General features: G+C 72.6%; 12 protein-coding genes and 1 pseudogene. 6 read left to right on the top strand and 7 right to left on the bottom strand.

Annotated features, from left to right (window positions below; all coding sequences use genetic code 11):
- Positions 1–352 precede the first annotated feature (352 nt).
- Positions 353–775, top strand: coding sequence for a hypothetical protein (locus tag KME75_RS34975; protein WP_219419220.1), 423 nt, complete (start codon positions 353–355; stop codon positions 773–775).
- Between the two features lie 67 nt (positions 776–842).
- Here the strand turns inward: KME75_RS34975 and KME75_RS34970 are convergent, their stop codons facing one another.
- Positions 843–1613, bottom strand: coding sequence for an isoprenyl transferase (locus KME75_RS34970; protein WP_219419225.1), 771 nt, complete (start codon positions 1611–1613; stop codon positions 843–845).
- A 164-nt stretch (positions 1614–1777) separates the two neighbouring features.
- Here KME75_RS34970 and trhA point away from each other — a divergent pair, with 164 nt between their 5' ends.
- Positions 1778–2401 (top strand): PAQR family membrane homeostasis protein TrhA, encoded by a 624-nt coding sequence (trhA, locus tag KME75_RS34965; RefSeq protein WP_246633442.1) that lies wholly within the window; start codon positions 1778–1780, stop codon positions 2399–2401.
- An 8-nt stretch (positions 2402–2409) separates the two neighbouring features.
- Here the strand turns inward: trhA and abmR are convergent, their stop codons facing one another.
- The 4 genes from abmR to mca form a co-directional block, all read right to left on the bottom strand.
- Positions 2410–3012 (bottom strand): ATP-binding transcription factor AbmR, encoded by a 603-nt coding sequence (gene abmR / locus KME75_RS34960; RefSeq protein WP_246633441.1) that lies wholly within the window; start codon positions 3010–3012, stop codon positions 2410–2412.
- 315 nt (positions 3013–3327) lie between these two features.
- Positions 3328–5346, bottom strand: a complete 2019-nt coding sequence (locus tag KME75_RS34955; RefSeq protein ID WP_219419217.1) for a thioredoxin domain-containing protein — start codon at positions 5344–5346, stop codon at positions 3328–3330.
- Positions 5347–5402: 56 nt separating this feature from the next.
- Entirely contained in the window at positions 5403–5687 is a 285-nt protein-coding gene (locus KME75_RS34950) for a hypothetical protein (protein ID WP_308283367.1), read from the bottom strand.
- Between the two features lie 20 nt (positions 5688–5707).
- Positions 5708–6619: a mycothiol conjugate amidase Mca gene (gene mca / locus KME75_RS34945; protein WP_246633439.1), complete on the bottom strand. Its 912-nt coding sequence runs from the start codon at positions 6617–6619 to the stop codon at positions 5708–5710.
- A 542-nt stretch (positions 6620–7161) separates the two neighbouring features.
- Between mca and greA the strand changes: the two genes are divergently transcribed.
- Positions 7162–7647 carry a transcription elongation factor GreA gene (gene greA / locus KME75_RS34940; protein WP_219419216.1) on the top strand — a complete coding sequence of 162 codons (486 nt, stop codon included), beginning with the start codon at positions 7162–7164 and terminating at the stop codon, positions 7645–7647.
- Here greA and ilvA read toward each other — a convergent pair.
- Positions 7644–8900 (bottom strand): threonine ammonia-lyase, encoded by a 1257-nt coding sequence (gene ilvA, locus KME75_RS34935; RefSeq protein WP_246633437.1) that lies wholly within the window; start codon positions 8898–8900, stop codon positions 7644–7646. The two genes, greA and ilvA, sit on opposite strands and share 4 nt — an antisense overlap.
- A 119-nt stretch (positions 8901–9019) precedes the next feature.
- On the opposite strand from ilvA, the gene KME75_RS34930 reads away from it, so the two are divergent.
- Complete coding sequence (locus tag KME75_RS34930) at positions 9020–9247, top strand: hypothetical protein (protein ID WP_219419215.1); 228 nt, start codon at positions 9020–9022, stop codon at positions 9245–9247.
- An 82-nt stretch (positions 9248–9329) separates the two neighbouring features.
- Here KME75_RS34930 and KME75_RS34925 read toward each other — a convergent pair whose 3' ends face one another.
- A complete protein-coding gene (locus KME75_RS34925) occupies positions 9330–10478 on the bottom strand; it encodes a cystathionine gamma-synthase (protein WP_219419214.1) in 1149 nt (382 codons plus the stop codon).
- 147 nt (positions 10479–10625) lie between these two features.
- On the opposite strand from KME75_RS34925, the gene KME75_RS34920 reads away from it, so the two are divergent.
- The gene (locus KME75_RS34920; RefSeq protein ID WP_308283366.1) at positions 10626–11915 is read left to right on the top strand and encodes an ankyrin repeat domain-containing protein; all 1290 of its coding nucleotides are present in this window, start codon (positions 10626–10628) and stop codon (positions 11913–11915) included.
- A 129-nt stretch (positions 11916–12044) separates the two neighbouring features.
- A pseudogene (locus KME75_RS34915) lies at positions 12045–12554 on the top strand (transposase); the annotation flags it as partial.
- Positions 12555–12707 lie beyond the last annotated feature (153 nt).

The following is a 12707-nucleotide window of genomic DNA, read 5'->3' as shown; positions in this document are numbered from 1 at the left end:
CTTCTGGCTTCAGCACCTGAAGATCACCAGGGGTCGCGCTCGCCCATCACACCGGGTCCCTCACCCAACGCCAACCCAGAGCTGGAACCGGACATCACGCCCAAACGGCCAGAACGCCGGGGCCCTGGGCCCGCACCCAGGCGAACCGGCCGCGTATGCCGAGACAATACGCTTGAAAGGGTGCGTAACCAATCACCGACAACCGGACCGACACGATCGGGTTAAGAAATTTGGCGTGCCCCGGCGCGGCAGATAATTTGCTCGGTGTCCGCGCGGCTCCCCCGCTCAGCGCGCCGACTTGAATGTGATCGGCTCCGGCTCGACTCCGGATCACTTAAACAGGAGATCAACTGTGCTGAAGAAGGCAGGAATCATCGTGGCCGCGGCCACTGCCGGTCTGCTCGCGGTGACGCCGCTGGCACTGGCGGTGAACGACGACGGCCAGAACATCGAGAGCACCGACAACAGCAGCGAATCCGGCGGCCTCCTCGCCAACCTCGCGGACAACGACGCCGACGTCGCGGCCCAGGGCTGCAACACCGACGTCCCGGTCCTCGCCGTCGACGTCGAGGACGTCGCACCCGCGGCGGGCGTCCTGGGCGACGGTGAAGCCACCAGCGGCGAAGGCTCAGAGGACGACTCGGAGGTCAACGGGCAGCGCACCTGCGAGTCCGACGAGTCCGACGAGTCCGACGAGTCCGACGAGTCCGACGAGTCCGACGAGTCCGACGAGTTGGACATGGACGAGGTCGTCAAGCAGAACATCGACGACTGATCTACAGAATCGTTGACGCAAGATGGCGCCGGCCTCACGTCCGGCGCCATCTTGCGTCAACAGGTCGTCAGGATCCGAAACGCCGATGGCGGGCGGCGTAGTCGCGGATCGCGCGCAGGAAGTCGACGCGCCGGAACTCCGGCCAGTACGCCTCGCAGAACCAGAACTCCGAGTGGGCGGACTGCCACAGCAGGAACCCCGACAGCCGCTGCTCCCCCGATGTTCGGATGACGAGGTCGGGGTCGGGCTGGCCGGAGGTGTACAGATGCGCGGCGATGTGGTCGACGTCCAGCACCTCGGCGAGTTCCTCGATCGAGGTGCCCGACTCCGCGTGCTGGAGCAACAACTTGCGGACAGCGTCCGCGATCTCCTGGCGTCCCCCGTAGCCGACCGCCACGTTGAGCTCCAGGCCAGGGCGCCCGACCGTGCGCGCCGCGGCGGCCGTCAAGCGGTCGGCCATCCCCAGGGGCAGCATCTCCAGTGCGCCCACCACGCGCAGACGCCACCTCGTCGTCGGGCCGCTGAGCTCGTCGACGACGTCGGTGATGATCTCGAGCAGCGGCTCGAGCTCGTCGGCGGGCCGTTTCAGGTTGTCGGTGGACAACAACCACAGCGTGACGACCTCGACGCCGGCCTCCTCGCACCAGTCGAGCAGGTCCGTGATCTTCGCGGCGCCCACCCGGTGGCCGTCGTTGACGTCGACGAAGCCCGCGTCACGGGCCCACCGCCGGTTGCCGTCGAGCATCAGCGCGACGTGCCGCGGGCGCACGCCACCGCCCGCCCTGCTCAGCTCGCGGCTGAGCTTGCGCTCGTATACCGAGTACAGCAGGTCGCGCACGCCCACGGCCGAACAGCGTACGCCCGCCCGGGGGACGGCCCGGACCGGTGGGCGGCTTCACCTCGACGACACCACGCCCGCACCGCATGTGCCGTAATCTCGGGGGCGTGAGCGCTGGGACCCTTTCCACCCCTCCCACCGGCGCACCGCTCGTCAAGCCGCGGATGCGCGGGTGGCTCCACTTCTGGTCGTTCGCCGGCTCGATCGCGGCCTGCGCCACGCTGATCGCGGTGTCCGCCGCGCTGGTCGGTGCGGGCGCTGCACTCGCCACCTCGGTGTACAGCGTGACGATCCTCGGGCTGTTCGGCACGAGCGCGCTGTACCACCGCCGCACGTGGCGAACGACCCGGAGCCGGGCCGTGATGAAGCGGCTCGACCATTCGATGATCTTCTTGTTCATCGCGGGCACGTACACTCCGGTGGCCGCACTCGCCATGGATCCCGCCACCGCCCGCTGGGTGCTGGTGGTGGTATGGGCGGGCGCGCTCGCGGGTGTGGTCCTGAAGACCGTGTGGCCGCACGCGCCGGCTTGGATCGGTGTCCCGATCTACATCGCGCTGGGCTGGGTGGCCGTCTTCGTCCTCCCCGACATGCTCGTCAACGGCGGGGTCGCGGCGCTCGTCCTGCTGCTCACCGGCGGCCTGCTCTACACAATCGGCGCGATCTTCTACGCCACCCGGCGGCCGAACCCGTGGCCCGCCACATTCGGCTACCACGAGTTCTTCCACGCCGCCACGGTGCTCGCGGCGATCTGCCACCACATCGCGATCTGGCTCGCACTGTTCTGACCCGCCGGTCAGGTGCCCTCGCCGGTCGGGCCCTTCGCGCGCAGCTCGTCGACCTTCGCCATGGCTTCGCGCAGCTCGCCCAGCCACTCGTCGGCGTGCTGCCCGACGAGGCGGACCGCCCAGGCCAGGGCGTCCGAGCGGGACCGCGCGACGCCCGAGTCCACGAGCGTGTCCAGCACGATCCGCTCGGGCTGGCGCAGTCGCGTCATGACCGGCACCGACGCCACCGTGAACAGCTCGACCGTGTCATCGAGCCGGGCGCCCCAGGCCACCTTCCGCTGGTAGCGGTGCTCGGCCTGCCGTGCGATCTCGATCCGCTCGTCGCGGGTGGTCTCCCGGAACCGTGAGATCCGCCCGGCCACGGCAGCCGCCCGGTCGGCTCGGCCTGCCTCCGTGTCGGGGAACTCCCCCTCGAGCGGCGGCAGCGCGCCGACGATGAGAATCTCCTCGCGGTCGATCGTCACCTCGGGCGCGCCGACGAACCACCCGTCCGGCAGCCGCCCCTGCAACCAGGCCGCGGCGTCGTCGGCGCCGGGCAGGTCGGCCTGCTGCCACCCGCCGCGACCCGGCCCACGGCTCCGTCCTCCCGGCCCCAACCAGCCGCGATGCATCCGTCCGGACATCCCGCACCTCCACTCGCGTCGTCCGATTACCAGATTACACCGCTACGCGTGCTGCAAGCAGCCGTTCGCCGGAGGCGAACCCGCGAGTCGGCACGAACTGGCGAGCGAGTCGGGCGATCCGTGCGCGCGAGTCGGGCGATCCGTGCGCGCGAATCGGGGTCCCCATGCGCGAGTCGCGGTCCCCATGCGCGCGAGTCGCGGTGTACGTCCGGCTGGGACGCGCTGGCTCCCCCCGGTCAGCTCGCGTCCAGGCCCCGACTCGCGCGCACTCAGAGCCCGACTCGCGGGATGGGGGACCGTGGGTCAGGGGCGGAGGACGAGGCTCGCCGTCAGCTCCTCGAGGGTCCTGGACGGGCGTTCGCAGACGAAACCGCGGCACACGTAGGCCGCCGGGCCGCCGTGAACGAGCGGGCGGTCGGCGAGCAGCGGCACACCCTCCGCGTCCGGCTCGCCCGGGACGACGACGGTGCCGCCCGGCGCGATGTGGCGGGCGTGCGCGACCAGCCGGGCGCACGCGGGATCGTCGCCGGCGCCGACGACGGCCACCTGCAGCGGTCCCCGCACCATCGCCTCGGCCGCTGTGAGCCAGTGCCCGCCGAACCGCGGGTGCTTCTCCGCCACCACGCCTGCGGCGCGGAGGGCGTCTTCCGCGGCAGCCCGATACCGCGTCGGGTCGTCCACCAGCACCGACGCCGTGAGCAGCGCCGACGCCAGCGCGGAGCTCCCACACGGCGTCGCGTTGTCGGTGATCTCGTGCGGACGGTGCAGCAGCGCTTCGGCGTCGTCGGCGGTGTCGTAGAACGTGCCAGGGCGCTCGGGGTCGGCGAAGTGCTGCAGCGCGACGTCGAGCAGGTCGGTGGCGGCGCGCAGCCAGCGCGGAGAGCCGGTGGCCTGGTGCAGGGCGAGCAGCCCGTCGGCCAGGCAGGCGTAGTCCTCGAGGACGCCGGCCGCCGCGCCCACCACACCGTCGCGGGACGAGCGGCGCAGCCGTCCGTCCACCAGGTGCAGCCGGAGCAGCAGTTCCGTCGCCTCGGCCGCCGCCGCGATCCACTCCGGCCGTCCGGTCGCGGCGCCACCCTCGGCGAGCGCGAGGATCGCCAGTCCGTTCCAGGCCGTGACGACCTTGTCGTCCCTGGCGGGCTGCGGCCGCGTGTCGCGGGACGCGAGGAGCGCGGCCCGGATCCGGTCCCACCGCGCGGGGTCATCGGGGTCGCGCAGCAGCTGGAGCGTGGACGAGCCGTGCTCGAACGTGCCCGAGTCGGTGACGGTCAGCAGCGCGGCCGCCCACTCGCCGTCCTCGTCACCGAGCACCTCGCGCAGCTGCGCGGGCGTCCAGGCGTAGGTCAGGCCCTCGACGCCCTCGGTGTCGGCGTCGAGCGCCGAGGCGAAGCCGCCCTCGGCGGTGCGCAGGTCGCGCAGGAGGAACGCCGCGGTCTCGTCGGCGACCCGCCGTGGCAGCGACACCTCGGTGCGCCGCGCCAGGTGGGCGTAGACGCGCAACAGCAGCGCGTTGTCGTACAGCATCTTCTCGAAGTGCGGCACGACCCACTGTGCATCGACGCTGTAGCGGGAGAACCCGCCGGCGAGCTGGTCGTACATCCCGCCCCGGGCCATCGCCTCGCCGGTCAGGGCGGCCATGCGCAGGGCGTCGCCGGAGCCGGTGCGCTCGTGGTGGCGCAACAGGAACTCCAGCACCATCGATGGTGGGAACTTCGGCGCGCCGCCGAACCCGCCCGCGCCCTCGTCGAACTGCGCCGAGAGCCCGGCGGCCGCGCGCTCCAGCTCCTCAGGTCCGACGGGGGCGGGCGGCAACGAGACGGTGGCGTTGTCGACCAGCCGGGCGGCGATCTCCCCGGCGGCGCCCCGGACGCGGGCCCCGTCCTCCCGCCATGCGGTCGTGACGGCATCGAGCAGCTGCCGGAACGACGGCATGCCGTGTCGCGGTGTGGAGGGGTAGTACGTGCCGCAGTGGAACGGTTCGCCGGCCGGGGTGAGGAAGCACGTCATCGGCCAGCCGCCCTGCCCGGTCATCGCCTGCGTGGCCGACATGTAGACGGCGTCGATGTCGGGCCGCTCCTCGCGGTCCACCTTGATGGCGACGAAGCCGGCGTTCACCTGCTCGGCGGTGGCGGCGTCCTCGAACGACTCGTGCGCCATCACGTGGCACCAGTGGCAGGCGGCGTAGCCGACCGAGAGCAGCACCGGCACGTCCCGGTCGGCCGCCGCGGCGAACGCCTCGTCGGACCACTCCCACCAGTCGATGGGGTTGTCGGCGTGCTGGAGCAGGTACGGGCTGGTAGCAGCGGCGAGCCGGTTGGGCATGTCCCCCAGCGTGTCAGGGACCGGCACCGGTCGCAGCGCGCGGTACCGGGCGGCGGTCAGGCCGCCGGGCCGTCGCCCTCGCCGTCCTTCTTCTTCTCCCCGCCCGACTCCGGCTGCCCGCCGTTGAAGTTCGCCGGCAGACGCCGGATCCGCTTGGACATCGACCGGATCAGCAGGACGGTGGCGAGCCCCAGCAGCACGATGACGACGAGCGCGACGGGCGAGGCCTTGCCGAACTCCTCGCCCTGCCCCGGCGGCGGCTCCGGGCTCTGCACCGGCACCGCCACGACCGCGGTCCCGGTGCTCTCGGGGGCACCCGGGACGAGCATCAACTCACCCACATCGCCACGGTACGCGCCGGTCAGACGGCCGGGCGTACCGGCACGTGGGCCCCGATCCCGGCGAACAGGTCGTCCTCGGGGGTGGGGGCGTCGACGAAGCTGCGCACGAGCTCGTAGTCCTCGGTGGGCCAGACCTCGCGCTGGATCTCCAGGGGCACGAAGAACCACCGGCTGCTGGGGTCGATCTGCGTGGCGTGCGCCAGCAGTGCCTTGTCGCGCACGTCGAACCACTCGCCGCACTCCACGCGGGTGGTGACCCGATCGGCGGGGTCGGCGCGGTCGGCCGGCCACTTCTCCAGCCACTCGACGTAGGGCGACTCGAGCCCGCGGGCCAGCAGCGCCTCGTGGAACGCCACCATCCGGGCCTTGGAGAACCCGTGGGAGTAGTACAGCTTGAGCGGCTGCCACGGGTCGCCCGTGCCGGGGAAGCGGTCGGGGTCGCCCGCGGCCTCGAACGCCGCCATCGAGATCTCGTGGCAGCGGATGTGGTCGGGGTGGGGGTAGCCGCCGTTCTCGTCGTAGGTGACGACGACGTGCGGGCGGAACTCACGCATGAGCGCGACCAGCGGCCTGGTGGCGACCTCGCGATCCTGCAGGGCGAAACAGCCCTCGGGCAGCGGGGGCAGCGGGTCGCCCTCGGGCAGGCCGGAGTCGACGAAGCCGAGCCACCGGTGCTGCACGCCGAGGATCTCGGCGGCGCGCGCCATCTCCTCGCGCCGGACGGCCGTCATGTTCGCCAGCACCTCTGGCCGCTCCATCGCCGGGTTGAGGATGCTCCCGGCCTCGCCGCCGGTACACGTGACGACCATGACCTCGTGGCCCTCGGAGACATAGCGGGCAGTGGTTGCCGCGCCCTTGCTCGACTCGTCGTCGGGGTGCGCGTGCACGGTCATGAGCCGCAGCGAGCCGCTGTTCGGGTCGGGTGACGACATGAGGTCGGCCGGGTCCTTCCGGGAATGAGCGATCGGTGGGCGGTGTGCCGCCGGGGACGATCGTGGCAGAGCACCCCGACGATTTCCCGCCACCGTGTTCCAACGCCGCGGACCCGCCCGTGCTTCCCGCGTTCCGGTGACGCTCAGCAACGATCGCGTGGGCGCGCGGCCGCGACCCGCTGCCGCGTGGGCACCGGTCGGCCCAGCACGTCCCGCCCCCGGCCGTGGCGGCTACGATGAGCGGTAGGCGATGCGCCCGAATGGGCGAGTGTGACCCGGTGTGAATCCGGACGGTAGGGCCGTCACCTGCACGAATCCACTTTGAGGGAACTTCCGCGATCCCCTGACCGTTCGTCGAATGGCTGCGATGAGCGGCTGGCTCCGTGTTACGGTGTGAACACACACGGCCCGCAGGCGGGTCGTGTTTTTCCTTACTCGGGGCTTTGCCGCCTTCGAGCACGGGGCCGCTCGCACCGGGCGGCCCTGTCCGCGGGCAGACGGTCCGTGCCCATGGACCCGCACAGGCTGGAGGAGTGATGACCGTGACGGACACGAAGGTGACCTGGCTGACCCAGGATGCCTACGACCGGCTCAAGCACGAACTCGACGAGCTGATCGCGAACCGCCCCGTCATCGCTGCCGAGATCAACGCTCGTCGTGAGGAGGGCGACCTCAAGGAGAACGGTGGCTACCACGCCGCGCGCGAGGAGCAGGGGCAGCAGGAGGCGCGGATCCGTCAGCTCCAGGAGCTGCTGCGCACCGCCCAGGTCGGCACCGCACCCACCAGCTCGGACATCGCCTCCCCCGGCATGGTCCTCAAGATCCGCTACGACGACGAGGACACCGAGACCGTGCTGCTGGGCTCCCGCGAGGAGGGCAGCCACGGCGACCTGCAGGTGATCTCGCCGAACTCACCGCTCGGCGCGGCCCTGATGGGCGCCCGGGTCGGCGAGACCCGCGAGTACCAGCTTCCCGACGGCGGCAACATGTCCGTCTCGCTGGTCTCCGCCGAGCCGTTCCGGGCCTAGTTCCCACTGTCCCACCCGTCGGCCACGTCGGAAACGGCGTGGCCGGCGGCGTGCAGGGCCTTCACCACCTCCGCGCAGTGCTCCGGGCCGCGGGTCTCGAGTGCGAGCGCCACCTCGACGTCCCCCATCGGGAGCGTCCCGGAGATCCGGGAGTGGGACACGTCGAGCACGTTGGCGCCGTGCGACCCCACCAGCGCGAGGAGCTCGGCGAGAGCACCGGGCCGGTCCCCCACCCGCACGCTCAGCGACAGGTAGCGCGCCGCCGACGCCATGCCGTGCTGGATCACGTGCAGCAGCACGAGCGGGTCGATGTTGCCGCCGGAGAGCACAGCCACGGCGGGGGTCTCGAAGCGGTCCGGGTGCTGGAGCAGCGCGGCCACCGCCGCCGCACCTGCGGGCTCCACGAGCAGCTTGGCCCGTTCCAGGCAGTGCAGCAGCGCCTGCGACAGCGCGTCCTCGTCCACCGTGAAGATCTCGTCGACGAGCGCTGCGACCTGCGGGAACGTGACGTCGCCCGGCCGTCCGACCGCGATCCCGTCGGCGATCGTGCGCATCGCGTCGAGCGCCACCGGCCCGCCGGCCGCGAGCGAGGCCGGCCAGGCCGCCGCGCCGGCCGCCTGCACGCCGACCACGCGCACGTCCGGGCGCTGCGCCTTGACGGCCGCGGCGACGCCGCCGATCAACCCGCCCCCGCCGGTGCACACGAGCACGGTGCGCACGTCGGGAACCTGCTCGAGGAGTTCCAACCCGACGGTGCCCTGCCCGGCGATGATGTCCGGGTGGTCGAACGGGTGCACGAAGACCGCGCCCGTCTCCCGGGCGAAGTCGATGGCGGCGGCGATGCTGCCGTCGATCGTCTCGCCGACGAGGTGCACGTCGGCGCCGTAGCCGCGGGTGGCGCCGACCTTGGGGATCGCCGCCCGCTCCGGCATGAAGACGGTGGCGCGGATCCCGAGCATCTGGGCCGCGAGGGCCACGCCCTGTGCGTGGTTGCCCGCGCTCGCCGCGACCACGCCGGCCGCCCGCTGCTCCGCGTCGAGCCGTGCGATGCGGGTGTACGCGCCGCGGATCTTGAACGAGCCGGTGCGCTGCAGGTTCTCGCACTTGAACCAGACCGGTCCGCCGCAGCGCTCGGAGAGCGCCCGGGACCCGGCCACCGGCGTCAGCGACGCGACCCCGGTGAGCAGTTCACGGGCCGCCCGGATCTCGTCGAGTCCGACCGGGGGCACGGCAACGTGTGGCGCGGTGTCCATCCGGGCATCCTCGCACCGTCGGGTGTACCGCTGCCGTCGCGGCGCGTGCGCCCGTGCACCGGTAACCTCGGACGGCAAGAGGGCGGCACGCCGGGCGCGCCGCTTCGGGGGAGGTCGGGATGACACGGCTGCGGGCGATGGCGCCGCTGCTCGTGGCCGCTGCGCTCGCCGGCGTCGCGACGGTCACGGTCCAGAACGCCGGTTGCGACGAGCCCGGGCGCTACGAGCTGCGCGCCGACGGTTACGAGTTGGTCGGCGGGTGCATCGCGCCGGGTGACATCGTGGTGCCCGATCCGGCGCCGCTGCCCGGGACGTCCCCGGAGCCGGGCACCCCGGCCAAGGGCTGACGCCGCGCCACCGCACACACCGAGCCGGGTCCGCACACAGCGCCGGCAGTGTGTGCCGTTCCTGGGCGGTGTGTGCCGTGCGTCAGCGGCCTGCGGCGTCGAGGGCCTGGCGCAGGTCGTCCATCAGGTCCTCGACGTCCTCGATGCCCACCGACAGGCGGACCAGGTTGTCCGGGACCTCGAGCGCGGAGCCCGCCACCGAGGCGTGCGTCATGGCGCCGGGGTGCTCGATCAGCGACTCCACGCCGCCGAGCGACTCGGCGAGCGTGAAGATCTCAGTGGCCCCGCACACGCGCAGCGCAGCCTCGCGGCCGCCCGCCACGAGGAACGACACCATCCCGCCGAAGCGGCGCATCTGCTTCGCCGCCACCTCGTGCCCCGGGTGGTCCGGCAGGCCCGGGTAGAGCACCTTCTCGACCGCGCCGTGCCCGGCGAGCAGCTCCACGACGCGCTCGGCGTTGTCGCTGTGCCGCTCCATGCGGACGGCGAGCGTCTTCGCCCCGCGCAGCGTCAGCCAGGCGTCGAACGGGCCGGGCACCGACCCGACGGAGTTCTGGGTGAACCGCACCCGCTCGGCGATCTCGTCGTCGCCGGTGACCAGCACGCCGCCGACGACGTCGGAGTGGCCACCGACGTACTTGGTGGTGGAGTGCAGCACCACGTCGGCCCCGAGGGCCAGCGGGTTCTGCAGGTACGGCGACGCGAACGTGTTGTCGACGACGAGCCGCGCACCCGCCCCGCGGGCGACGTCGGCCAGGACGGCGATGTCGGCGATGCCGAGCAGCGGGTTGGTGGGCGTCTCGCACCAGACGACGCGCGTGGTGGGGCGCACCGCGGCACGCAGCGCCTCCACGTCACCGAGGTCGACGGGCGTGTACTCCACGCCCCACTGCGTCAGGACCTTGTCGACCAGCCGGAACGTGCCGCCGTAGGCGTCGTGCGGGATCACGACGTGGTCGCCGGGCTTGAGCAGCACCCGCAGCAGGACGTCGGACGCGCCCATCCCGGAGCCGAACGCCACGGCGTGCCGCCCGCCCTCGAGGGCGGCGAGGCACTCCTGCAGGGCGGTGCGGGTGGGGTTGGCGCTGCGCGAGTACTCGTAGCCCGCACGCAGGCCGCCCACCCCGTCCTGGGCGAACGTCGACGACGGATGGATCGGCGGGATCACGGCCCCGGTGGTGAGGTCGGGCTCCTGGCCCGCGTGGATGGCGTTGGTGGAGAAGCCGCGCATGGGTCAACGCTACGCGCTACGCTCGGGCGGCGTTCGCCGGACGCACCCGGTCCGCGGGGAAGGGACGATCCCACCGGCAGCAGCACGTCGCCATCGGGACGGACCTCGGCCCGGCCACGCGGACGCGGGCCCGAAACGAGGTTCGCCGTGCCCACTCTCCCTGTGCGCCCGTCGCTGGAGCACCTGCGCAAGCAGGCCAAGGCCCGCGGCCGTGAGCGGGGGATCCCGCTGAGCCGCGCCCAGCACGAACTGGCCCGCGAGTACGGGTTCGACAGCTGGCCCCGGCTGGTCCACGTCGTGCAGGCTGGCGGGTTGGAGGGCATCGAGCGCGCGCTCGTGCTCGCTGACGCCGATGCGCTCGCCGCGATCCTCGCGGCCGACCGTGGCGTCGCCGGCGAACCGCTCGACGGGGTGGCCCCGCTGCTCGTGCTGCTGACCCGCTCCACCGGCACCCCCGGCGACGTCCGGCGGTGCACCGAGATCCTGCTCGACGCGGGAGCCGACCCGGACAGCCGCAGCGCCCAGGACGGCGGCGGGTGGTTCCGGTCGGCGCTGTTCGAGGCCGTCGAGCGCCACGACCTCGCGCTGGTCCGGCTGCTCCTCGACCGCGGCTCGACACCCGACGAGGACGCGTTCTACCACGCGTGCGAACAGTCGGACCGGGCGTTCCTCGACCTGCTGCACCGGCCCGGCTTCGAGCGCCTGGTGATCCACAAGCTGGACTTCGAGGACGCCGGCGGGCTCGCGTGGTTCCTGGAGCGCGGCGTCGACGTCAACGCCCTCGGCTGCCTGCACTGGGCGATCGGCCGGGGGCGCGGTGTCCCGATCCTGCAGATGCTGATCGACGCGGGCGCCGACGTGAACCTCCCCCACCCCGACGCCGAGCACCGCCCGCTCGCGGTGGCGGCCCGCTGCGGCCACCTGGCGGCGTACGACCTGCTCGTCGCGCACGGGGCGGCGGCGGAACTCGACGCCGTCGACACCGCGGTGCTCGCGGTCGCGCGCGGGGAGTCCGACCGGCTCCCGGCCGCGCCGCCACCGATGCCCGGCATCCCGGGCGACGGCTCCGGCTGGCTGCTCGGCCAGCTCGCGCTGCTGGGGCGGACCGAGGTCGTGCGGGCGCTGCTGGACGCCGGGTCGGCCGTCGACACCCGCGGCTGGAGCAACTTCACTCCGCTCGACCAGGCGGCGATGCACGGCCGCGCCGACACGGTGCGGCTGCTCGTCGAGCGCGGGGCCGACCTCACCGACTGCGCCTTCGACGACGAGGGACCCACGCCGCTGGACTGCGCCGTGTGGGGCGCTCAGCACAACCGGGCGCCCGACGGCGACTACCCCGCCACGGTCGCGGTGCTGATCGCTGCGGGAGCGCGGACGCGCCACGAGCCGCCGACAGGCGACGAGGAGATCGACGCCCTGCTGCCGCCGCCCCACTAGCATCGGGCTTTCACCGACTTTGATCTTGTGAGCGACACGCAGCCCCTGGATGCGCGAAAGTGCCTGCTCAGCACGGTTTGATCGTGGTTGTCGAGACCTGATCACATCGAGCTGAGAGGCACCTCGCGGGTGAAGCATAAGGACTTGCGTCCCTGGTTGTTCGTGATCGCCGGCGGCGAGTCGCTGGTGTCGCACGCCGGTGGGGTGTTGTTGGTCGAGACGGCTCGCCGCAGCGGCCTGGCCAGGCAGCTGTCGAGGCTGCTCGGCCCGTGGCGGCTGCCGTGCGCAACCCATGATCCGGGCAAGATCGTGGCCGACCTCGCGGTCGCGGTCGCGCTCGGCGGGGACGCCGCCGCCGATATCGCGGTGCTGCGCGCCCAGCCCGGGGTGTTCGGGCCGGGCGCCTCGGACCCGACGGTCTCGCGGCTGATCACTCGTCTGGCCACGGACGCTGACGCCGCCGTGGCCGCGATCAGTGCGGCGCGGGCGGCGGGTCGGGAGCGGGTGTGGCAGGTCGCCGGCGCGCCGGTCCAGGCCGGGCAGGTAGTGATCGACCTGGACGCCACCCTGGTCACCGCGCATTCGGACAAGGAAGACGCGACCCGCACCTGGAAGAAGGGTTTCGCGTTCCATCCGGTGCGCCGTGAGGCGCTGTTGATTCGAGCGGAGGTGGGAGACCGTGCGCCACGAGGCGCTGTGACCCGTGTGCGGGTGTGAGTCCCGCGCCGCCGCTCCGTCGCAGAGGAGCGGTCGAAGCTGGGGGCAGCCGGGTCCGGTGAGACGACCGGACCG

This window comes from Pseudonocardia nigra (assembly GCF_019396355.1).
GTDB classification, from domain to species: domain Bacteria; phylum Actinomycetota; class Actinomycetes; order Mycobacteriales; family Pseudonocardiaceae; genus Pseudonocardia; species Pseudonocardia nigra.
The sequence above is the reverse complement of the archived record's forward strand: the minus strand, read 5'-3'. Positions and strand labels throughout refer to the sequence as shown.